Below are 21,241 nucleotides of genomic sequence, written 5' to 3'. Positions count from 1 at the left end.
GCCCCTTACCCCGTGAAGTCGGCAAACACGGACAAACTAACTCGCCGGCCGAGGGGGTGCAGGGCGGAATACGGCCAAGTGCCTGACGCGCCGGGGCGGTCAGCGGGTGTGCGGGGCCCGGTGCGGGGGCTGCTCGGGGGCCGGGCGCCGGGGTGACGGCGGGACCGGCCGGCTCACCGGGGCGTCCTCGCTCACGGTCAGCTCGGTGCCGTGGTGGCGGATGGTCAGGGGCGGTCCGGAGCGCAGGGTGTAGGTGGCCTGGCCGGCGGTCAGCTCCACGCGCAGGGACCGGCCGAGGAACCGGACCGTGAAGGCCAGCCGGCGGTACCTCCCGGGCAGGCGCGGGGCGAACCGCAGGCCGCCGTCGACGCACCGCATGCCGCCGAACCCGGCGACCAGCGCCATCCACGTCCCGGCCAGCGAGGCGATGTGCAGCCCGTCGCGGGTGTTGTGCTCCAGGTCCCCCAGATCCATCAGCGCCGCCTCGGCCGTGTAGGCGCAGGCCAGGTCGAGATGGCCGGCCTGGGCGGCCATGACGGCCTGGACGCAGGCGGACAGGGAGGAGTCCCGCACGGTCAGCGGCTCGTAGTAGGCGAAGTTGCGGGCGATCTGCTCCTCGTCGTAGTACTCCTCGAAGAAGCTGCCGCAGGTGTACATCGCCAGCACGAGGTCCGCCTGCTTGATCACCTGTTTGCGGTACAGGTCGAAGTAGGGGAAGTGCAGCATCAGCGGGTACTGCTCCGGCCGGGTCCGGGCGAAGTCCCAGCGCTGGTGGCGGGTGAAGCCGGCGTGCTGTTCGTGCACGCCGAGTTCCTCGTCGTAGGGGACGTGCATCGCCTCGGCGGCGTCCCGCCAGGCGGCCGTCTCCTCCTCGTCGGCGCCGAGCCGTGCGGCCTCGTCGGGGTGGCGTTTGCAGGCGTCGGCGGCGGCCAGCAGGTTCGCCCGGGCCATGAGGTTGGTGTACGTGTTGTCGTCGGCGATCGCGCTGTACTCGTCCGGTCCGGTGACGCCGTCGATGTGGAAGACGCCCCGGTCGTCGTGGTGGCCGAGGGAGCGCCACAGTCGGGCGGTCTCCACGAGCAGTTCGACGCCGACCTCGCGTTCGAAGGTCTCGTCGCCGGTGACGGTGACATGGCGCACCACGGCGTCCGCGATGTCGGCGTTGACGTGGAAGGCCGCCGTGCCGGCCGGCCAGTAGGCGGAGCCCTCCGAGCCCTCGATGGTGCGCCAGGGGAACGCGGCGCCGCGCAGGCCGAGTTGAGCCGCGCGTTCGCGGGCGGCGGGCAGGGTGTCCAGGCGCCAGCGCAACGCCTCGGCGGCGGCTTTCGGCTCGGTGTAGGTCAGCACGGGCAGGACGAAGGCCTCGGTGTCCCAGAAGGCGTGGCCGTCGTAGCCGGAGCCGGTGAGTCCCTTGGCGGGGATGGCGCGCTGTTCGGCGCGGGCACCGGCCTGCAGCACGTGGAAGAGGGCGAAGCGGACGGCCTGCTGGATCTCCTCGTCGCCGTCGACCTCGACGTCGGCGCGCGCCCAGAAGTCGTCCAGGTACGCCTTCTGCTCCGCCAGCAGCCCTTCCCAGCCGCTGTGCGCGGCCGCCGCCAGGGCCGCCTCCACCTGATCGCTCATCGCGGGCCGGGACCGCGCGCTTGACCAGCCGTGCGCGACCAGCTTCTCCACCCGCAGCCGCTCCCCCGGCTCCAGGACGGAGGTGATGGTCAGCCGGGCCACGTCGACATTGCTCTCGCTGCTGGTGGTGGTCCGCTCGGGGCCCGTCACGGTGTGGTCGGCGGCGACCGCGACTCTCAAGCCGCTGCGGCGGGTGCGGTGGACCAGGCGCAGCCGGCTGCCCGAGGCGAGGTCCTCCTCCGGCTCCAGCGGCGACTTCAGCGCCCGGGCCGCGCGCGGGTCGCCGTCCGGCTCGGGCAGGCTCTCGTTGGCGACGAGCTCCGACTGGACCACCACGCGGGTGCGGCTGTCGACGGGCTCGACCTCGTACGCCACGGCGGCGATCGCCCGCTGGGTGAGGGAGACCAGCCGGGTGGAGCGCACCCGCACGGTCGAGCCGGCCGGGGAGGTCCACTCGCAGACCCGCTCCAGCACGCCCCGGCGCAGATCGAGGGTCCGCTCGTGGGTGACGAGCCGCCCGTAGCGCAGGTCGAACGGCTCGTCGTCGACGAGCAGGCGCAGCACCTTGCCGTTGGTGACGTTGATCGCGGTCTGCCCCGACTCCGGGTAGCCGTAGCCGGCCTCGGCGTACGGCAGCGGGTGCAGTTCGTGGACGCCGTTGAGGTACGAGCCGGGCAGGCCGTGGGGTTCGCCCTCGTCGAGGTTGCCGCGCCAGCCGACGTGGCCATTGGACAGCGCGAACACGGACTCGCTCTGGGCCAGCACGTCCAGGTTGAGCTCGCTCTCGCGCACGGCCCAGGGTTCGACGCCGTACGCCCGCTGGGTTATCACGCGGTGCCTCCCAGTTCGGCGAGGTCCTTCACCACGATGTCGGCGCCGTGCGCGTACAGAGCGTCGGTCTGCCCGACGCGGTCGACCCCGACGACGTATCCGAAGCGGCCCGCGCGGCCCGCGTCCATGCCGGCCAGCGCGTCCTCGAAGACGGCGGCCTCGGCCGGGCGGACGCCGAGGTCCTCGGCGGCCGCCAGGAACGTGTCGGGGTGCGGCTTGCCGGGCAGCTTGCGCTCGGCGGCGACGACGCCGTCGATCCGCACGTCGAAGAAGTGCTCCGCGCCGATCGAGCGCAGCACGTCCCGGCAGTTGGCGCTGGAGGAGACGATCGCGGTGCGCAGGCCGCGGGCGCGGACGGCCTCCAGATAACGCAGCGTGCCCTCGTACGCCTCGACGCCGTCGGTGCGGATCTTCTCCAGCACGAGGTCGTTCTTGCGGTTGCCGAGGCCGTGCACCGTCCCGGCGCCGGGTGGGTCGTCCGGATCGCCCTCTGGCAGGTCGATGCCGCGGGAGGCCAGGAAGGTGCGCACGCCGTCGGCGCGCGGCCGGCCGTCGACGTACTCGTCGTAGTCCGCCGCCTCGAACGGCCGGAAGTCCTCGCCGTCGCGGTCGCGCAGGAAGGCGTCGAACATCTCCTTCCAGGCGGCCGCGTGCACGACGGCCGTCTTGGTGACCACGCCGTCGAGGTCGAAGAGGCAGGCGTGGATGTCGTCGGGAAGACCGAGCTGCGTCATACAGGACCGGTTCCCCTCCCGGCGATGTTCCAGTGAGTGGCGCACGCCACACGCGCACGGTGCGGGGCTCCCCGTGCGGACGCCGGAACCCGGGTGACACACTCTCCCCTGTGCCGCACACCTTCGACGACCTCGTCCGGCGCGCCCGCGCCCTCCCGCAGGGGGGCCGGCGTGCGCTCCTGGGCATCGCCGGCAGTCCCGGCGCGGGCAAGTCGACGCTCGCCGAGCGCCTGGTACGGGAGTTGAACGGATCCGGTGAGCCCTGGGTCGCGTACGTCCCCATGGACGGCTTCCACCTCGCCGACGCCGAACTGGAGCGCCTCGGCCTGCGCGACCGCAAGGGCGCTCCGGGCACGTTCGACGCGGCCGGCTACGCGGCCCTGCTGGCGCGCCTGCGCGAGGAGGCGCACGCCGGTGACACGGTCTACGCGCCCGGCTTCGAACGCGTCCTGGAACAGCCGCTCGCCGGCGCGATCCCGGTCCCGCCGACGGCCCGTCTGGTGGTCACCGAGGGCAACTACCTCCTCCTGGACACCGGCGCCTGGGCCCGTGTCCGCCCCCTGCTGGACGAGGTGTGGTTCTGCGAACTCCCCGAGCCCGAACGCGTCCGCCGCCTGGTCGCCCGGCACGAGCGGTTCGGCAAGACCCGCCAGGAGGCACAGGAGTGGGTGGCCCGCTCGGACCAGCCCAACGCGGAGCTGGTCGCGGCGACCCGGGGACGGGCCGATGTGGTGGTGCGGACGGACCGGGCGTGACCGGCCCGGGGGTTCCGGCCCGTCCGGCATGATGTGCTCATGATCAGGTCCGCGACGCCCCACGACATTCCCGAGATCCGCGCGATGATCCGCGAACTCGCCGCCTACGAGCGGGCCGAGGAGCAGGCCCGGGCCACCGACGAGCAGCTGCGCGGGGCGCTGTTCGGCGAACACCCGGCCGCCCACGCCCTGATCGCCCAGGACGACGACAGCGGCGCGATCCTGGGCTTCGCCCTGTGGTTCCCACGGTTCTCTACCTGGACCGGCACCCGGGGCATGCACCTGGAGGACCTCTACGTACGGCCGCAGGCGCGCGGCTCGGGCCACGGCAAGGCCCTCCTGGCGGCCCTGGCAGCGCTCTGCCGGCGCAACGGCTACGACCGCTTCGAATGGTGGGTCCTGGCCTGGAACACCCCCACGATCGACTTCTACAAGTCGCTCGGGGTGGAACTCCTCGACGAGTGGACCGTGTGCCGGCTCAGCGGCGAGTCCCTTCAGGCCCTCGCCGCCCAGGCGCCGCGGGTGGTGGACCCGGCCCCCGGCGCGTGAGCCCGGCCCGGCGAGGTCAGGCCGGTGCGGACCGGCGGGCGCGCAGTGCCACGGTCAGGGTGTGCGGGCCGAGTCCGCCGAGGTAGACGCGGTTCCCGGTCGTGGCATCGGTGCCGCCCACCACGGTGTAGTCCTGCCCCGGGTCGTAGCGCAGCACGTCGCCGCGGTCCGGCCCGGCCAGCGGTTCGCCCGTCTCCACACCGGCCTCGACCCGGATCTCGTCGTCACCGGCCCGGTAGGTCATCGGCCCCGTCGTCAGGCACCAGCGCCCGTCGCCGATCGGTACGGCGCCCTCCGGTACGCCCCCCGGGCGGAAGGTCAGTTCCAGGGCCCAGGGCACCCGTGGTCCGCCGATGTCGATCCGCAGGTCGGCGCCGTCCTCGCGCAGGTCCACCTCGACGCCGGTCGTGTGGGAGACCTCGTCCCGGGGCCGGTCGGGGAAGGCCATCGCGGCCGAGAAGCGGCCCTCGTCCGCCATGCGGTAGGCGCCGTCACCGTGTCGGCGGCCCGGTGCGAGCGGCTGGTAGTAGGCGGCCGAGACGGTCTCGGTGAGCCGGTAGCGGCTGTCGCCGAGGCGCTGCACGCCGGCGGCGCGGAACGGGCCCAGGTCGAAGAAGCCCCGTGCGAGGCGGACCGCGTCGAGGACCGCGTCGCCGGCGAACAGGCGCAGGAAGGTGGGGTTGCAGGCGAGGCCCGAGCGGATGCGCCGGTGCTCGGGCACGTCGGAGCCGCCGTACACCACGGTGTGCGCGGTGGCGGAGGCGCGTGTGGCGAGGCGCGCGGTGGTGAGGTACCGGCCGTGCGGCAGCGCCTGGGGGTCCGGCGCCGGCAGGACGCGGCACAGGTCCGGGGTGAGGAGGGTCTCGGCGAGCAGGCCGGGGTCGTCGATGCCGCCGGCGGCCGCCTGCCGCGCCGCCCGGCTGAAGTCTCCCCGGCCGGTGCGGATCGCGAGCAGCCGGTAGTGCGGCAGGTAGGGCGCGAGCGGGAACGGGTGGTTCTGGTCCTGTCGTCGCGAGTGGACGGTCTCCACCGTGCCGTCCGGCCTGATGAGGTCCAGGGTCGTGGCGAGATTGCGTGCGACGGCGTCCAGCAGGTCGGCGCGGCCGAGCACGTCGGCCAGCACCAGCAGCGAGGGGTTGGACACGTGGGCCGCGTAGTTGGCGCTGCGTTCCGAGTACAGGCCCTCCGCGTCGATGTCGACACCCTCGGCGAGCCACTCCTCGACGCGGTCGAGCAGCCGGTCGTCGGGGAACGACCGGTGCAGGCGGGCCAGCGCCGCGCTCAGCTCCCAGCGGTGGTTCGGGGTGTGCACCCCACCGGTCAGGAGACTTCCGCGGGCGGCCCCGGCGATCTCCGCGAGCGCGGCCGTGACGCCACGCAGTCGCGGACCGCCGCCGGCGGCGAGGACGTGCGCGTCGCACACGTCGTTGACGGTGAACGCGGAGTCGGGCGGCGACTGCACGTTGTCGCCGCCGGCGAAGAGGCCGGTGGTGGTCTGCGCGGCCCGGAGGGCGCCGAGGTGGGTCATCGCGGCGGCGACGGCCTGCCCGCTGCCGTGCAGTGCCGAGTGCGGTGAACGGTACGCGGCGAGCAGGGTCTTCACCCGGTGCGCCAGAGCGCGGTGGGGCACACCGGCGGGTTCCTCGTCGGGGCGGGCCGCCAGCGGGGCGGCGAGCCGGTCGGCGGCGGCGGCCGCCGCGCGGACGAACTCGTGGTCGAGCGGGCTGGGCACGGTCGGTCCTTCAGTCCTTCAGTCCGGCGTTGATGTCGGCGTTCATGACGTACCGCTGGAACACCAGGAAGACGACGATCAGCGGGACCATGGAGATGACCGATCCGCCGAGCAGCACCGACCAGTTGATGTTCTGTGCCCCGACGAGGCTCTGGATGCCGATCTGCACGGTGAACTTGTCGGGGTCGTTGAGCATCAGCAGCGGCCAGATGTAGTCGTTCCACCGCCACTGGAACGACAGGATGGCGAGCGTCAGCATGATGGGCCGGGAGATCGGCACCATGATCCTCAGGAAGATCGACAGCTCTCGCGCGCCGTCGATGCGGGCGGCCTCGACGAGTTCTTCGGGCACGGTCAGGAAGAACTGGCGGAACATGAAGCAGCCGGTCGCGGTGAGCACGGCCGGGAGGATGATGCCGGCGAGCGAGTTGTACAGGCCGAGGTCGCGCACGACCAGGAACTGCGGGGCGAGCATGACCTCGGACGGCAGCATCGTGGTGGCCAGGATGCAGACGAAGAACACCTTGAGCCACTTGTTGTCGTACTTGGCCAGCGCGTACCCGGTGCAGCAGCTGACTCCCACCGTGAGGACCGTCGCGATCAGGCACACGACGGTGGTGTTGATGAAGTACTGGGAGAAGTTGGCGCTTTCCCAGGCCGCCTTGTACCCCGACACGGTGGGGTCGTGCGGGAACAGCGTCAGCGGAAGGGAGAACAGGTCTCCCGCCGGCTTGAAGGAGCTGAGGACGAACCACAGCACCGGCACCCCGTAGAGGGCCGCCAGGACCCACAGCAGTGTCGTCGCGGGCACCGCGCGCCGGAACGTGCCGCCGGCCGGGCCACGACGCCGCCTCCCGGGAACGGCCCGTCCGGGCCCGGCGTCGACCGGGCGGGGCATGTCTGTGGTTGTCATCGGTTCTCCACCCGCCGGTTGACGATCAGCTGGATGACCGCGACGGCCATCAGGATGAGCATGAGCACGAAGGAAGCGGCGCTCGCGTAGCCGATCTGGCCCGACTTGAAGCCGGTCTGGTAGATGTACTGCACAAGCAGGTTGTTCGACGTTCCGGGTCCGCCGTTGTTGAGGGAGGCGAACAGCGGATACTCCTTCATCGCGTGGATCGTGTTGAGCAGGATCACGATGAAGGACGTGGGCGCGATGCTCGGCAGGGTGATGCTGACGAACTGACGCCACGGACCTGCGCCGTCGAGCGCGGCGGCCTCGTAGTACGAGGCCGGTACGTTCTTGATCGCCGCGATGAACAGCAGCATGGAGAAGCCCGTCCAGGCCCAGGACGCCGCCACCACGACCACCAGCAGCGACAGGTCCGCGTTGGACTGCCAGGGAACGGCGCTGCCGCCGAATTTCTCGATGAGGTAGTTGACCAGTCCGAAGTTCTCACCGAACAGCCACCGCCACAGGACACCCACGACGATCGGCGACAGCAGCCACGGGATGAAGAAGAAGACGCGGGCGACCGACACGCCCTTGGCGTGCTTGCTCACCAGGGTGTTGGCGATCAGCAGCGACAGTACGAAGTTCAGCGGGACGAAGAGCACGGTGTACAGCAGCGTCCGGGTCAGCGCGTCGTAGAAGGTGGAGTCGCCGACGAGGTTGCTGTAGTTGTCCAGTCCGATGAACCGGAACGCGCCCACGCCGGTGTAGTTCGTGAAGGAGTAGACGAGCCCGATCACCGCGGGCCAGACGAAGAACAGCGCGAAGAGCACGACATTGGCCGCGATGAGGACGAGCGGCGCGAGGGTGTGGCGACTGCGTCTCCTGGGCGGGCTCGCGGACACGTCCGAGGCGCGTTTGGTCATCTTGCTGACTCCGTGCTGGTGGAAGGGGTTCCGGTGGGCTCACGCCATGAGCCCGGCGTCCGTGGGCGCGAGGGGCCGGGCGGCCCGGTCCGTGACCCGCCGCCCGGCCCCCGGCTCACGATCCGCCGCCGACCTGCTGGTTGTAACCGGCCACGATGTTGTCCAGGGCCTTGTCGACCGACTGCTGGCCGTTGATCGCCTTGCCGAGTTCCGTCTTGGTCGGGTCCTCGGTCAGGCTCTTGCCCTTCAGCACCCAGTTCGTCTGCGCGGTGTTGAAGTAGCCGGAGATCGGCGCGTAGAGCGGGATCTCCTCGTTGTAGAGCTTGAACGCCGCCTGTGCCGCCTCGGACGTGAAGGGGTACTTCGGGTTCAGGCCGCTCTCCACGGGCAGGAACCCGGACGCCTCGCACAGCTCGCGGTAGTGGTCCGGCTCGTACAGCCAGGACATGAACTTCTTCGCGGCGCCGGCCGCGGCCTCGTTGTTGTCGAAGCCGACCATCATGCCGCCGCTGTTGACGTCGCTGGCCTGCACCGGCTCGGCGGGGGTGGGGACGCTGGCCCACTCGAACTTCTTGATGCTCTCGGCGAAGGCGGGAACCTGCCAGACGCCGGACCAGTAGGCGACCACGTCACCGCTCTGGAACATGGCCGACGGGTCGGCGCCGCTGGTCCACACCGACTTCGGCATGGTCTTGTCGTCGTTCAGGCCGACGAAGCGCTTCACGGCCTTCCGGGTCGCGGCGTCGACGGAGAACGTGCCGGAGGAGTCCGCGTGCACGTACTTCCCGCCGAGCTCGTAGACCATGGCGCGCAGCCGGGACGGCGACTGGTCGAACGTGAGGGAGTACTTGGCGCCGGTCTTGTCCCGGACCCTGTCGGCGGCCTTGATGAACTCCGTCCAGGTCCAGGTCTTCTCGGGTGAGGACGGGAAGGCGACGCCGGCCTTCTCGAAGAGCGACTTGTTGACGAACAGGCCGGACGCGGTGATGTCCGAGGGGATGGACAGCACCTTCCCGGACGGGTCCTTGGCGACGAAGTTGGCGTTGATCTTGTAGCTCTTGTCGTTGGCGATGGAGCTGAGGTCGATCAGCTTGTTCGCCCAGATCGGGTCCAGCGCCGGCACGGCCGCCACATCGGGCAGGGAGTTCGCCTGCGCGGCGTTGTGCAGCTTCGCCGGGTATCCGTCGTAGGGGATGTTGACGAGCTTGACGGAGACGCCGGCTTCCTTCTTGTACTGCGCCACCATCTTCTTCCAGCCCGCGTCCTGCCCCGGGACCGTGGAGATCCAGAACGTCAGCGACTTCTCACTGCCGCCCGAGCCGGACCCCGACCCGCAGGCGGAGAGCAGCAGGGCTCCTGCCGTGGCCACGGCAGCGAGGGGAACCACGCGGCGTACGCCGCCGCGGCCGAGCCGGCGGGAGCGCCGCACACCCACACTGATCATCTTCGATCCCTTTTTCTCGTAGCGGAGGAAGCACGGCGCCAGCCGAGGCGGCACGGGTGCATTGTGCAAGGAGATTTCGAATGCGGCTTCCCGGGGACGCGGCCTCGCCCGGCCACGTCGCCTTCACGGGTGGGGTCCCCGGCCATGACGGCCGGCGTCGCACAAGCACGCCCTCGTGCGGCTGCCGTACTTCGCGTACGAGCGGGAGGCTTACCCGGAGTCGGCGTCCCGGCCGACTTAGAAAGCGCTTGTCCGGACATTGGCAGACCGATGCCGCAGCCGTCAATGCCTCGCCCGCACGGCTCCGGTCACGGTTTGAATTCCATGGGCCACGGCCAGCCTGCTCGCGCCCGCCACCGTGCCGGTGTCCCCCACCACGCTGCTGACCACCTCCGTGGGCCAGCTGAGCCGGGCCAGCTCGGCCCGCACCCCGGGCAGGAGCTGCGGATCCGCGCCGGTGCCGCCGCCCAGCACGATCAGCCCGGGGTCGAGCACGGCGGCGACGGCGGCGGCGAGCCGGCCCACGTCGGCGGCGTGCGCGTCGACCACGGCACGGGCCGTGGCGTGCCCCTGTGCGGAAAGGGCGAGCAGCCGGACCGCCGTGCGCGGGCGGGGCCCGTCACCTTCCCGCCAGGCCTCGGCGGCCCGGCGCAGCAGGGTGCGCGAGCCCATGCGCCGCTCCAGGCCCTCGTGGCGCGGGGCACGGTCGTCGTCCCAGGGGTAGGGCAGCCGGGCCACCTCGCCGGCGGCGCCGTTCGCGCCGCGCAGGACCCGGCCGCCGATGACGACGGCGAGACCGATGCCGACGCCGATGCGCAGGTAGCCGAAGGTGTCGCGGCCGACGGCGGCGCCCTCGTGCAGTTCGGCGAGGGCGGCGCAGTTGACGTTGTTCTCCAGGTGCACCGGGACGCCCTCGGGCAGCGCGACGGCCATGGCGTCGAAGACGGGGCCGGCCTTGGCGGTCGCGGGGCGTTCCCCGGCGCCCTCCCCGTCGCGCGTGGGGACGTCGCCGACCGCGACGACGACGGCGCGCAGCGGGGCCCCGGCGGGCAGCGCGTCGAGGACCTCGTAGACGGTGCCGGCCGCCTCGGACCGGGATCCGGTGCCCTCGGCGAGCAGGGTGCCGTCCAGGGCGCAGCCGCGCACCCGGGTCTCGGCGGGGCCGAGGTCGACGGCGAGCACGGCGCCGGCGGCCGGGCCGAGCCGGTAGACGGCGGCGCTGCGGCCGGTGGAGCCGGAGGCCCGCCCGGAGTGGGCGGCGAGCCCGGCGGCCTCCAGCTCCGCGACCGCGGCGGAGACGGTCGGCTTGGAAAGGCCCGCGCCGGCTGCCAGCTGGGGGCGGGTGGCCGTGCCCGTCCCGGCCAGTACGTCGAACACCACACGGGCACTCTCACTCAGGTGCATGGTCTCCCCAGGTCGTGCTGCGGCCGGGCAGGGCGGCCGCAAGGGTGGCGCGGCACCGGGAATTCCGTGCCTCTTGACGCACCCTACTTCGTTAGTTAACTTCCTAACGAACTTCACGGTACTCGCCTGCCGTGCCCCGCAGAAGCCCGTCCCGGGGCTTCCCTACCTCTTCAACTGCCTGGTCCGACGCGCGGTTCGCCTGCCGCTCGCCGTGACCGCGCGATGACGAAAGAGGCCCCGTGCAGGACTCCACGCCTTACGCGGTCGGTGTCGACGTGGGCGGCACCAAGACGCAGTTGCGCGCCCTCGCGGGCGGCACCGCCGTCGTGGACCGTGTCCGCAGCAGTGCGGGCTGGCGCCCCCACGACGCCCCGGCCGCGGCGGACTGGCTGGCCGCGCTGGTCCACGACGCCCTGCCCGCCCACGCCCGGCCGTCCGCGGTCGCCGTGGGCGGGCACGCCTGTGAGACGCCCCGCCAGTGCGCGGGCATCCGTGCGGCGCTCCAGGAACGGCTGGGGGTGCCCGCGCTGGTCGTGGGGGACGCCGAGCTGCTCGTGCCCGCCGCCGGGCTGGACCGGGGCGTCGGCCTGGTCGCCGGTACCGGTTCGGTCGCGGTGGGGCGCTCCCCCGAGGGCCGTCCGCTACAGGTCGGCGGCTGGGGCGCGGTGCTCGGCGACGAGGGCGGCGCGGCCGGACTCGTCCGGGAGGCCGCCCGGGCCGTCTGGGCGGCCCACGACCGGGGCGAGGAGCCCGACGCGCTGGCGCGCGGTCTGGTCGCCGCGTTCGGTGTGGCCGAGGTGCCCGCGCTCGGCGCCGCCCTGGAGGCCGCCACGGACGTCTCCGCCGAGTGGGGACGCCACTGTCACGTCGTGTTCACGGCCGCCGAGGCGGGCTCGCCGCTCGCCCGGGCCGTGATCGCCGACGGCGGACGGGCCCTCGCGGCCCTGGTCGTCCGGCTCGCCGCGCGCGGTGTCGCCGTGGACGACGTCGTGGTGGCGGGCGGCACGGTGCTGGCCCAGCCCGCGCTGTACGAGGCGTTCACCGCCGCCCTCGCCGAGTCCCTGCCCGGGGCCCGTGCGCACCGCCTGCGGGTGCCGCCGGTGCGGGGCGCGCTCGCGCTGGCCCAATCGCTGCTGTGAGCCGGGCGGGCGCCGTTCACCGTCCGGCCCCCGGCCCGTGGCCGATCCCTCCCCGCCGGGTCACGGCCCGGCCGTAGATCTTCGCTCGTACGCACCAGGTCCCACGGAAGTCGCCGTCGGCACCCCAAGTCGCTTCACCGCACCGCTCGCCGGCCGCACGGCCGGGGCTCCCGTCGCAGAACTCGAGAGAGGCGCACCATGCCGTCATCAGCCGAGCACCACCCCGCCTCCGTCGGCAGGCGGGGTTTCCTCAAGACCTCCCTGGGCGCCTCGGCGGGGCTGCTCGCCGCACCGACGCTGGTCACCTGGCTGACCGCCGCGGACGCGAAGGCGGCCACGGGCCTGCCCGCGTTCGTCGACGACTACACCTCGAACGTCGTGGTCAACCAGACCCCCGGGACCAACGCGGTCGTCCGGATCCTGGGCGGCATGGCCGAGGTGTGGAAGACCGGTGACGCCTGGGACACCGGCCACGTCCTGGACCGCGAGGTGCTGCGCGCCAACATGCGCTACTGCGCCCGCCTCACGCGCTCGCGCACCGAGGCGCAGGCGAAGGAGGCCTTCCTCTACGACCGCCGGCACCAGAGCTACGCCATGATCGCCGGTCTCGGCCCGCTCGCCGGGCCGTACACGGCGGGCGCCAGGGCCGTCACGTCGATCACCGGCGCCCCGGACGGCACGCCCCCCAGCAGGATCAGCGACACCCTGCCCGCCGACGCCCCGGCCGGATCGGCGCTCGGCGCCGGCTCCCACGACTCGGAGCTGGGCCACGTCGCGAAGCTGGTCGACACCGTGCGCGGCCCGTTCGCCTCGGGCAACCCGGCCAAGTTCGCCTTCCAGTACCCGCGCCCCTGGCGCATGAACGAGGACAGCGAGGTCGTCGACACCGGGCGGAAGGACGCGCTCGGCTACCCGGTGTACGACTCGGAGGTGGTCGTCGCCCCGCAGCTGCTGCGCCAGCGCTCCGAGGACCCGCAGGAGGACGGCGGCTTCCCCAGCGGCCACACCAACGCCTTCCACCTGGCCGGTCTCGCCTTCGCGTACGCGGTGCCGGAGCGCTTCCAGGAGCTGGTGACGCGCGCGTTCGAGCTGAGCCACACCCGGATCACGGCGGGCATGCACTCCACGGTCGACGTGATCGGCGGCCGGATCATGGCCACCGCGCTGGCCGCCGCGGCCCTGGCCGACCCGGCGAACGCGGAGCTGAAGGCGGCGGCCCGCGCGCAGGCGCTCGCGTACTTCACGCGGCGGACCGGTACGACGGCGGACACGCTGTACTCCTACGCCCACTCCGACGCCGCCGACCCGTACGCCGACCGCGCGGCCAACGCCCGCGCGGTCGCGCCCAGGTTGACATACGTGCTGCCCCGGCGCGGGCGCAAGGACCCGCTCACCGTGCCCAAGGGCGCGGAGGTGCTGCTGGAGACGCGGCTGCCTACCTGAGCGCGGACCAGCGGCGCGAGGTGCTGCGCACGACCGCGCTGCCCTCCGGGTACGTCCTGCTGGACGGCTTCGAGCAGTGGGGACGGCTCAACCTGTTCGCGGCGGCGGACGGTTACGGCGCCTTCGACCGGGACGTGACCGTCACGCTGGACGCGGCGGCGGGTGGCTTCCACGCGGCCGGCAGCTGGCGCAACGACGTCGAGGGCGACGGCGGTCTGACCAAGCGCGGCTCGGGCACGCTCACCCTGACCGGCCACAACCGCTACCGCGGCGGTACGGCCGTCGAGGCCGGCATGCTGGTCGCCGCCTCCCCCGGCGCCCTGGGCCGGGGAGACGTCCGGGTCGCGGGCGGCACGCTGCGCGTCGGCGAGGTCCTGCGGGTGCACGGCTCGTACGCGCAGGACAGCGGGTCGACGCTGGAGCTGGCGCTGCGCGAGCAGCACGGCCCGGCCCTCACGGTGGGCCGGCGGGTCCTGCTGCGCGGCGGGGTGCTGGCGCTGCGGCTCGACGCCGAGCGGCCGCCGGCCGCGGGCACGACCGTTACGGTGCTGTCCGCTCCGGGGCTGCGCGGCAGGTTCGACCGGGTGGAGCTGGACTCGGCGACACTGCGGGCCGTGCCCGTCCACACGGCTGACGGACTGTCGGTGCGACTCGTGCGACGGTGACACCGTGCGCGGCGGGGGCTGATGCACAGTGGGTCCATGAGGGACCTGCTCGCCCCCGCCGTCCGGCCGGTGCCGCTCCCGCCCGCCGCGCAGGCGGCGCGACGGCCCGGCGGACGGTGGCCGGTGCGGTTCCTGGTCGCGGCGCTGCTCGCGCAGATGGCCTGCGCGATGGTCACGACAGCGGTCCGGCAGACACCCACGATCGACGAACCGGTGTACGTCGGCGCCGCCGCCGAGTACGTGTACGAGCACCGGCTGCGGCACAACCCCGAGCATCCGCCGCTCGGCAAGCTGCTCATCGGCGCCGGGGTGATCCTGGCGGATCCGCACGTGGACCGGGACTTCGCGGGGGACCAGGGCCGGCTGGGCCGGCATCTCCTCTACGAGTCGGGCAACGACCCCTGGCGGCTGATGCTCCGGGCCCGCCTCCCGGTGATCGCGCTGACCCTGCTGTTCGGGCTCGTCGTCTTCCACTTCACCCGTGAACTGGCCGGAGACATCGCGGGGTTGGCGGCGCTCGCGCTGTACTGCCTCTCCCCCGACGTCATCGCCCACGGCTCGCTCGCCACGCTCGACGTGCCGGCCGCCGGGTTCGTGCTGACCTCGGCGTGGCTGGCGTGGCGGGCCCGCCGCCGGCCCCTGCCGTACGTGCCGCTCGCCGGGGTGGCGCTGGGCGCCGCGCTGGCCACGAGGATGAGCACGCTGCCCGCTGTGCCGGTGGTGATGGCACTGGCCGCCCTGCCGGTGGCGGCGGCAGGGCGGCGTGCGGCGCGTGCGGTGGCCGCCGCGGGCGTGGTGGCCCTGGCCGCGGTCGCCGTCGTGTGGGCCGCGTATCTGGTCGTCGATCCCCGGCTGCGCTGGGCACCGGAGCAGCACGTGCCCGTGGTGCACGGGCCGCGGGAGCTGCTGGTGCGCCTGATTCCCTTCCCCGAGGCCTACCGGGACGGCATGCGCCTGCAGTTCGGGCTGGAGAACCGGCATTGGCAGGGCTTTCTGTTCGGCCGCGTGTACGACGGCTCGCGCTGGTACTACCTGCCGGCCGCGCTGCTGGTGAAGACGCCGCTCGGGATGACCGCCCTGTGGGCCGGGGGTGTCGTGGCCGTGGTCGTGTCCCGGCGGCTGCGGTCCGCCGCCCCGTATGTGCTGGCCGCCCCGGTCGTGCTGTTCGCGGCGGCCCTGCAGGGGGCACGGGACCTGGGGGTCCGGTACGTCGTCTTCCTGCCGCTGTTCCTCGCCGTCGCGGCGGGGTGCGTACTGGCGTTGCGGCGACGGTGGGTGACCGCGGGCGTGGCCGTGCTCGTGGCGTTCGTCGCGGTCAGTTCGGTCCGGGCGTACCCCTTCTATCTGCCGTACTCCAACGAGGCGTTCGGAGGGCCGGGCCGGACGCGGGAGTGGCTGCACGACTCGAACGTGGACTGGGGGCAGGACCTGGGACGGCTCGCGGACCGGCTGCGGGAGCGCTACCCGGGTGAGCGGGTGTGGCTCGTGTACAAGGGCAGCGGGGTGCCGGGGTTCTACGGCATCAAGGGTGCCGATCCGCGCCGGGTGCCCGTGGCCCGCGTGCGGGGGCTGGTGGTGGTGTCGGACTCGGCCGCCGCCAAGGCGACGGGGCGGCTGGCCGAGTTGATCGGCGCCAGCCGCCCCGTGGACCGTGTCGGGTACTCGATCACGATCTATCGCCGCTGAAGGCGAGGGCGTTTCAATGGGCCGCGCGGAAGAAGCCGTCGGCGCTCACGTTCGGCATCACCCTGCTGGCCACCCGGTAACGGCCGTTGGGGACCTCGGGGCACCGCGCCACATGGACCGCCAGCGGGCCCGCCCACTCGTAGCCGCGGCGCTCCGCGTGCCGGGAGAGGCTGTCGGTGAGGGCCTGGCCCACGTCGGTGCCGGAGCGGGTCAGGTGCTCGTGGACGTCGTCGGGCAGTTCGACGTCGTAGGCGTTCGGGACCATGACCCGGCCCTCACTGCACACCACCGCGTTGTCGTCGCACTCGCGTCGCAGGGCCTGGAGGACCTCGACCGGTTCCTTGTCGAGGACTCGCGCCCACAGCGCCTCCCATCGGCTCTCCAGGGTCTGTTCCAGCGCACTCAGCGCGCCCATGCGGTCTCACCTGCCGGAAACGTCGTCGGTTCGGATGCGGGGGCCGGCACGGGCTTACCGCTCGTCGAAGTCGTCGGGGCGCACCTCGGCCTCCTCCAGGGCCTCGCGCATCGTGCGGCCGGTCGCGCCCGGCGTCCGGGAGCCGTTGTCGTCACGCTGCTCCAGGACCTCGTCGGTGGTGTCCGTCTTGGGCCGGTTCTCCTCGGGGGTGGTCATGGCGGTGACTCCTCTCAAGATCTCGTGCAGGCGGCGGGTTCCCGCCCGGCGTACGGGTATCCCTGCCTCGGGCAGCTCATGTGCTCCGGCTGAGAAGCCCTGGTCACCACGGGGTGTGAGCTATGTTGAACGTCCGTGGGAGACGAAGGAGGCGCACCGGTGCCATCGCCGCAGCAGGCACGCGCACAGGCATCCGCGATCACCTCGGGGAAGGCCGCCCCGGAAGCGGAGGTCTCCCCGTCCGCCCAGCTCAGGTCGCTCTTCGACCGGCCGCGCCTGTCCCCGGGGCAGCGGCGCATCGCCCAGTACCTCATCGAGCACATCACCGAGGCGGCGTTCCTGTCGATCACGGACCTCGCGGACCGGGTCGGGGTGAGCCAGCCGTCGGTGACCCGGTTCGCCTCGGCGGTCGGCTTCAGCGGTTACCCGGCGCTGCGCGAGAAGCTCCAGTCGATCGCGCTCGGCACCCTCGCCGGCGGCCCCCCGGAGGAGTACCGGGGCAACGAACTGCAGGCGGCGGTCGACGCCGAGATCGAGAACCTGGAGAACCTGCGGCGCGACTTCGCCGACCCGACGCTGGTCATCGACATCGGCCGCAAGCTGTCGTCGTCGGCCCCCCTGACGGTCCTCGGCCTGCGCATCTCGGTCTCCCTCGCCGAGTACTTCGCCTATGCCGCACGCCGGATCCACCCGGACGTACGGGTCGTGACGCGCGGCGGCAGCGTCGCCTACGACGCCCTGCTGCAGTCGCGGGAGGCGGGCGGCACCTGGGTGCTGGCGTTCTCCATGCCGCGGCACGCCCAGGAGACCCTGACCGCGCTGCGGGTCGCGCGGGGCGCCGGGCTCAAGGTCGCCCTGATCACCGACCTGGCCCTCGGGCCGCTCGCCGACGAGGCCGACATCGTCTTCGCCACCGGCACCGGCTCGCGCCTGGTCTTCGACTCCTACGCCGCCCCGGGCGTGATGTGCTCGGCGCTGCTCCAGGCCATGACGGACGCGGACCCGGAGCGGACGCAGGCCCGGCTGGAGGAGTACGAGCAGGTCGCCGACCAGCACCAGTTCTTCCTGCGCGACTGAGCTGCTCTCACTCCGGCGCAGAAGGGCACCAGCCGCAACAAAGCGCGCATGAATGTTTTCATGCTTCTTGCAAACCGGTTGGCATATATAAATACTGCTCACGGATCGCGACCCGGCTGCTCCGGATCCGTTCCGCACCCGTGGAGGCCGGGTCCTACCCGCTCCGGCGTCCCGGGTGTCCGTGGCGGCCCCGGTCATCCCCTAGGCCGGGGCCGCCCCGACCCGTCGTCCACCCACACGACGCCGCACACCCGGAAGCGATGATCATGCCCCTGACGTCCACGCGTATCAGCCCGGACTGGCCCTGCCAGGTCAAGGCCCCCGGGAGCTACGACTGGGAGCGCTCGGCGACCAGGTGGCTGCGCGAGCTGGTCCCCGCGCGCTACGCCGGCTACCCCGTGTTCGTCCGCCACCCGGTGCTCCTCGCCCGGCACGCCCACATCCAGGTCCAGAACGAGATCCGGATCGCCCGCACCGCCCTGCAGACCGCCCGCGCCGACCTGCCCGGACTCGGCCTGCACGAGGGCGTCATCGAGCACACCATCAAGCTGTACGCGGCCGAGGTCATGCAGCTGCAGCACATCGCGCGCAGCGTCCGGGCCGTCACCCAGGCCCTGGTGGAGGCCAGCCGCCCGTCGTGACACCGGACGCATGACCCGCGCCGCGCCTGGCAGGCGTAAGGGACGTCCCCCGGGCAAACGCGGGCGTCTGCTGGCCGACGGTGGAGGACGGCCACCGCTGCCCCGCGGTGCCGCACTGGTTCGACCGGCACCGGCTCGCCGTCTGGCTGGAGTCCGGGGAGCGTGCGCACCGGCACCGGCGGATCGAGGACACCGCCAGCGAGATCGGCGGCGCACGCCGGTCGACGACCGGCGTGGAGGCCTGATCCAGCCTGCCCGGCACCACCGCGCAGGCGCCGCCCCGCTGGAGGATGGTCACCTGCTGATGCCGCGGCCCGGCCGGTTGCCGCGGCGGTGGCTGTATCCGTGCGACGGCAGCCGACGCGTCCCGGGCAGGAGCTGTGACCCGCGGGGCGTGTGGTGTGTGAGGCCCCCCTGCTCACAAGGCGCTCTTCGATTCGGGCCGGATGTGCCATGCTCGACGCGTGAGCGAGCCCGTGACACCGGCCGAGCCCGGTGGCGCACCGGATCTGGCCGAACTGGCCAGGATCGTCGCCCGGCAGCGCGCCGAGATGGACCGGCTGCGCGACCAGGCGGCGACCTCGGCTGTCGTCGAGCGGGCCAAGGGCGCGGTGATGGCCCTGACCGGGTGTTCCGCCGACGCGGCGGGCGAACGGCTGCTCCAGCGGGCCAAGGCGGGCCGGCACACCCTGCTGGAGGAGTGCTGGATCACGCTCGGCAACCTCGGGCCCGCCCCGCCCGGCCCGGGCGGGACCGCCGCGGCGGACACTCCGGACACCGAGCTGCCCCTCCTGGAGGAAGTGTCCGCGCCGGACGACGTCGCCGCCGCGCTGGGCCGCCTCGCACAGGCCCTCGTTCGGGTGACGACACCGCAGGACCTCGCCCGCTGCCTGCTGGAGCACCTCGCACCGGACATGGGCGCGGACGCGGTCCTGATCTACGCCCGCAGGCTCGACGGCGGACTCGAACTGATCGGGCACGCGGGCATCGACGACGGTCTGGCCGCCCAGTGGTGCCGGGTGCCGCCGCTGAGCGGGATCGCCGCGCTGGACGCGCTGCGGGCGCGTGAGCCGCGCTGGCTGGAGGACCTCCCCTCGGACGTGCGGCAGTACCTGCTGATCGGCGACCCTCCCGAACGGTGGCGCTCGCGGGCCTGGCTGCCGGTGCCGGCCGCGGGTGCAGCCGAGGTCTGCATCGGCGTGCTGCGCGGCCGGGCCGGTGTGTTCACCCCGCGCGACCGCGCTCACCTGCGCGGGATCACCAGGTTGTGCGCCGGGCGGCTGCGGGCCTTCGACGCCCCCGTCGAGCGGTCCCCGGACGCCGCCACGGACGCGGTGCAGGCGTTGTTCGAGGCGCTGCCGGTCGCGGCGATGCTGCTCACCCCGCTGCGGGCCGCTTCGGGCGAGACCGAGGACTTCCGGGTCGAGGCCGCGACCGCCCAGGTGGGCGACCTGCTGGGCCGCCCCGGCGAGAAGCCGGCCGGGCGGCGGCTGCTGGAGTTCCGCTCGGCCCTGTCGGCCCAGCCGCTGTGGCGCGGCTGCCTGCACGTCCTGGCCACCGGGGAGCACTACGAGGGCGAGCCGTTCGCGCACGAGGAGGTCGTGGCGGGCGTCCCCGAGCTGTTCACGTACACGGTGCGGGTGGCGCCGCTGGGCGACAGCCTGGTCGTCTCCTGGATCCGGCACGGCTCCTCCGACCGGCAGGAGCAGCGGCTGGCCGATCTGCAGCGGCTGGGCAGCCTCGGCTGGGCGAGCTGGAACCTGAGCGGCCGCGAGGCCTCCTGGTCGACCCAGGTGTTCGCCCTCCTCGGCCGGGACCCCGCGCGCGGTCCGGTCGGGCTGACCGAGGTGCCCGAGCTCGCGCTGCCGGAGGACGCGCCGGCGCTGACCCGTGCCGTCGGTGAACTCGTCGCGGAGGGCCGGGCGTTCGACGTGCCGTTCCGGATCCGGACCGGCGGCGGCATCCGGCATCTGCGGCTCGCGGCCGAGGCGGTGACCGACATGCACGGCCGGCCCGTCGAAGTGCACGGCTTCGTGCAGGACATGACCGCCCGGCGGCGGGCGGAGCTCGCCCTGGTCGAGAGCGAGCGGGCGATCCTCACCCAGCACGACGTGCTCCAGGCCGAGCGGACCCTGGCCTCCCGGCTGCAACACGCGCTGCTGCCGCTGGCCAACCGGCCGGTGCACCTGGCGGGGCTGCGCGTGGAAGTCGCCTATCTGCCCGCCCAGTCGGGCGTGCACGTCGGCGGGGACTGGTTCAGCGCCATCGAACTGCCCGAGGGGGACGCGCTGCTGGTGGTCGGCGACGTCGCCGGGCACGGCGTCGACGCCGTCGCCACGATGGCCCAGCTCCGCTTCACCGCCAAGGGCATGGTCATCACGGGCTCGTCGCTGACCGGCGCGCTGGCCCGGCTGAACACGCTGCTGCTGCACTCGCGTGACACACACGCCACGGCGACGATGGTGCTGGCCCGCTACAGCCCCCGTCACCGCCGCCTGGTCTGGGCCCAGGCCGGGCACCCGCCGCCCCTGCTGCTGCGCGACGGCGAGGCGCGATACCTGCAACGCCCCCGCGGCATGCTCATCGGGGCCACCGCCACGCCGGTCTTCGAGGAGGCGGAGTGCCGTCTCGAACCGGGTGACCGGCTCATCCTGTTCACCGACGGCCTGGTCGAGCACCCGCCGGAGAGCATCGACCGGGGCATGGAACGCCTGGCCGAGGCCGTCGCCGCGTCCCAGGCCGAGGGGCCCGTGTCGCTCGGGCCGCTGCTGGCGCGGATGCTGCCCGACGAGCGGCGGGACGACGTGTGCGTCGTCGATGTCCGGGTCCCGGTGGTCCCGCAGGAGTAGGCCTGCCGCCGGGCGGGCCGGGCCCGCCGCCCGCGCTCACGAGTCGCCGTGGTGCCGCCAGTACCACCACAGGCCCACGACCAGGGCCAGCAGGAACAGGGTGGGCAGCACCAGGCCGGGGACGCGGGAGCCGTTCATGGGCGGGGCCTTCGGGTTCGCGGCGGTCGGGGCGGCTCGCCCGCCGCCCCGGACCAGGGTGCCGCCGGGCGGGCGGGCC

The 21,241-nt window shown here is 73.2% G+C and carries 17 protein-coding genes and 1 pseudogene; 9 read left to right on the top strand and 9 right to left on the bottom strand.

The window, feature by feature from the left end:
* Window positions 1-99: 99 nt before the first annotated feature.
* Both ABTZ58_RS31715 and ABTZ58_RS31710 read right to left on the bottom strand, forming a co-directional pair.
* Window positions 100-2,454, bottom strand: a complete 2,355-nt coding sequence (locus ABTZ58_RS31715; RefSeq protein ID WP_351364179.1) for a glycoside hydrolase family 65 protein — start codon at window positions 2,452-2,454, stop codon at window positions 100-102.
* The gene (locus ABTZ58_RS31710; RefSeq protein ID WP_351364176.1) at window positions 2,451-3,188 is read right to left on the bottom strand and encodes an HAD family hydrolase; all 738 of its coding nucleotides are present in this window, start codon (window positions 3,186-3,188) and stop codon (window positions 2,451-2,453) included. The genes ABTZ58_RS31715 and ABTZ58_RS31710 overlap by 4 nt, the downstream gene beginning before the upstream one ends.
* A 110-nt stretch (window positions 3,189-3,298) precedes the next feature.
* Here ABTZ58_RS31710 and ABTZ58_RS31705 point away from each other — a divergent pair, with 110 nt between their 5' ends.
* Window positions 3,299-3,943 carry a nucleoside/nucleotide kinase family protein gene (locus ABTZ58_RS31705; protein ID WP_351364173.1) on the top strand — a complete coding sequence of 215 codons (645 nt, stop codon included), beginning with the start codon at window positions 3,299-3,301 and terminating at the stop codon, window positions 3,941-3,943.
* A gap of 39 nt (window positions 3,944-3,982) precedes the next feature.
* Window positions 3,983-4,492 (top strand): GNAT family N-acetyltransferase, encoded by a 510-nt coding sequence (locus tag ABTZ58_RS31700; protein ID WP_351364171.1) that lies wholly within the window; start codon window positions 3,983-3,985, stop codon window positions 4,490-4,492.
* 16 nt (window positions 4,493-4,508) lie between these two features.
* On the opposite strand, the gene ABTZ58_RS31695 is transcribed toward ABTZ58_RS31700, so the two are convergent.
* From ABTZ58_RS31695 to ABTZ58_RS31675, 5 genes are all read right to left on the bottom strand, one after another.
* Window positions 4,509-6,224: a hypothetical protein gene (locus ABTZ58_RS31695; protein WP_351364168.1), complete on the bottom strand. Its 1,716-nt coding sequence runs from the start codon at window positions 6,222-6,224 to the stop codon at window positions 4,509-4,511.
* A 10-nt stretch (window positions 6,225-6,234) separates the two neighbouring features.
* The gene (locus ABTZ58_RS31690) at window positions 6,235-7,137 is read right to left on the bottom strand and encodes a carbohydrate ABC transporter permease (RefSeq protein WP_351364165.1); all 903 of its coding nucleotides are present in this window, start codon (window positions 7,135-7,137) and stop codon (window positions 6,235-6,237) included.
* Window positions 7,134-8,045, bottom strand: a complete 912-nt coding sequence (locus tag ABTZ58_RS31685; protein ID WP_351364162.1) for a carbohydrate ABC transporter permease — start codon at window positions 8,043-8,045, stop codon at window positions 7,134-7,136. Before ABTZ58_RS31685 ends, ABTZ58_RS31690 begins: the two co-directional genes overlap by 4 nt.
* 115 nt (window positions 8,046-8,160) lie before the next feature.
* Window positions 8,161-9,489, bottom strand: a complete 1,329-nt coding sequence (locus ABTZ58_RS31680; RefSeq protein WP_351364159.1) for an extracellular solute-binding protein — start codon at window positions 9,487-9,489, stop codon at window positions 8,161-8,163.
* Window positions 9,490-9,771: 282 nt separating this feature from the next.
* Window positions 9,772-10,893 carry an ROK family protein gene (locus ABTZ58_RS31675; protein ID WP_351364156.1) on the bottom strand — a complete coding sequence of 374 codons (1,122 nt, stop codon included), beginning with the start codon at window positions 10,891-10,893 and terminating at the stop codon, window positions 9,772-9,774.
* Between the two features lie 239 nt (window positions 10,894-11,132).
* On the opposite strand from ABTZ58_RS31675, the gene ABTZ58_RS31670 reads away from it, so the two are divergent.
* The 3 genes and pseudogenes from ABTZ58_RS31670 (at window position 11,133) to ABTZ58_RS31660 (ending at window position 15,826) form a co-directional block, all read left to right on the top strand.
* Window positions 11,133-12,032 (top strand): N-acetylglucosamine kinase, encoded by a 900-nt coding sequence (locus ABTZ58_RS31670; protein ID WP_351364153.1) that lies wholly within the window; start codon window positions 11,133-11,135, stop codon window positions 12,030-12,032.
* A 198-nt stretch (window positions 12,033-12,230) separates the two neighbouring features.
* Window positions 12,231-14,140: pseudogene (locus ABTZ58_RS31665) on the top strand (phosphatase PAP2 family protein).
* Window positions 14,141-14,176: 36 nt separating this feature from the next.
* Window positions 14,177-15,826, top strand: coding sequence for a phospholipid carrier-dependent glycosyltransferase (locus ABTZ58_RS31660; protein ID WP_351364150.1), 1,650 nt, complete (start codon window positions 14,177-14,179; stop codon window positions 15,824-15,826).
* Between the two features lie 13 nt (window positions 15,827-15,839).
* Here ABTZ58_RS31660 and ABTZ58_RS31655 read toward each other — a convergent pair whose 3' ends face one another.
* Window positions 15,840-16,241: a DUF3662 domain-containing protein gene (locus tag ABTZ58_RS31655; RefSeq protein WP_351364147.1), complete on the bottom strand. Its 402-nt coding sequence runs from the start codon at window positions 16,239-16,241 to the stop codon at window positions 15,840-15,842.
* 54 nt (window positions 16,242-16,295) lie between these two features.
* Window positions 16,296-16,457: a hypothetical protein gene (locus tag ABTZ58_RS31650; RefSeq protein ID WP_351364144.1), complete on the bottom strand. Its 162-nt coding sequence runs from the start codon at window positions 16,455-16,457 to the stop codon at window positions 16,296-16,298.
* A gap of 159 nt (window positions 16,458-16,616) precedes the next feature.
* On the opposite strand from ABTZ58_RS31650, the gene ABTZ58_RS31645 reads away from it, so the two are divergent.
* From ABTZ58_RS31645 to ABTZ58_RS31630, 4 genes are all read left to right on the top strand, one after another.
* Window positions 16,617-17,534: a MurR/RpiR family transcriptional regulator gene (locus tag ABTZ58_RS31645; RefSeq protein ID WP_351364141.1), complete on the top strand. Its 918-nt coding sequence runs from the start codon at window positions 16,617-16,619 to the stop codon at window positions 17,532-17,534.
* Between the two features lie 260 nt (window positions 17,535-17,794).
* Window positions 17,795-18,175 carry a hypothetical protein gene (locus ABTZ58_RS31640; protein WP_351364139.1) on the top strand — a complete coding sequence of 127 codons (381 nt, stop codon included), beginning with the start codon at window positions 17,795-17,797 and terminating at the stop codon, window positions 18,173-18,175.
* A gap of 80 nt (window positions 18,176-18,255) precedes the next feature.
* Window positions 18,256-18,420 carry a hypothetical protein gene (locus tag ABTZ58_RS31635; protein WP_351364136.1) on the top strand — a complete coding sequence of 55 codons (165 nt, stop codon included), beginning with the start codon at window positions 18,256-18,258 and terminating at the stop codon, window positions 18,418-18,420.
* 201 nt (window positions 18,421-18,621) lie between these two features.
* A complete protein-coding gene (locus tag ABTZ58_RS31630; protein ID WP_351364133.1) occupies window positions 18,622-21,024 on the top strand; it encodes a SpoIIE family protein phosphatase in 2,403 nt (800 codons plus the stop codon).
* Window positions 21,025-21,241 lie beyond the last annotated feature (217 nt).

The organism is Streptomyces sp. NPDC094143 (assembly GCF_040303825.1).
Taxonomy (GTDB): domain Bacteria; phylum Actinomycetota; class Actinomycetes; order Streptomycetales; family Streptomycetaceae; genus Streptomyces.
This window is presented reverse-complemented; position numbering and strand designations above follow the sequence as displayed.

Bases quoted from the DNA above. Each gene is read 5' to 3' on its own strand.
- ABTZ58_RS31690 (WP_351364165.1), bottom strand. From the start codon at position 7,137: ATGACAACCACAGACATGCCCCGCCCGGTCGACGCCGGGCCCGGACGG.
- ABTZ58_RS31640 (WP_351364139.1), top strand. From the start codon at position 17,795: ATGATCATGCCCCTGACGTCCACGCGTATCAGCCCGGACTGGCCCTGC.
- ABTZ58_RS31630 (WP_351364133.1), top strand. From the start codon at position 18,622: ATGTGCCATGCTCGACGCGTGAGCGAGCCCGTGACACCGGCCGAGCCC.
- ABTZ58_RS31650 (WP_351364144.1), bottom strand. From the start codon at position 16,457: ATGACCACCCCCGAGGAGAACCGGCCCAAGACGGACACCACCGACGAG.
- ABTZ58_RS31685 (WP_351364162.1), bottom strand. From the start codon at position 8,045: ATGACCAAACGCGCCTCGGACGTGTCCGCGAGCCCGCCCAGGAGACGC.
- ABTZ58_RS31680 (WP_351364159.1), bottom strand. From the start codon at position 9,489: ATGATCAGTGTGGGTGTGCGGCGCTCCCGCCGGCTCGGCCGCGGCGGC.
- ABTZ58_RS31655 (WP_351364147.1), bottom strand. From the start codon at position 16,241: ATGGGCGCGCTGAGTGCGCTGGAACAGACCCTGGAGAGCCGATGGGAG.
- ABTZ58_RS31700 (WP_351364171.1), top strand. From the start codon at position 3,983: ATGATCAGGTCCGCGACGCCCCACGACATTCCCGAGATCCGCGCGATG.
- ABTZ58_RS31710 (WP_351364176.1), bottom strand. From the start codon at position 3,188: ATGACGCAGCTCGGTCTTCCCGACGACATCCACGCCTGCCTCTTCGAC.
- ABTZ58_RS31675 (WP_351364156.1), bottom strand. From the start codon at position 10,893: ATGCACCTGAGTGAGAGTGCCCGTGTGGTGTTCGACGTACTGGCCGGG.
- ABTZ58_RS31660 (WP_351364150.1), top strand. From the start codon at position 14,177: ATGAGGGACCTGCTCGCCCCCGCCGTCCGGCCGGTGCCGCTCCCGCCC.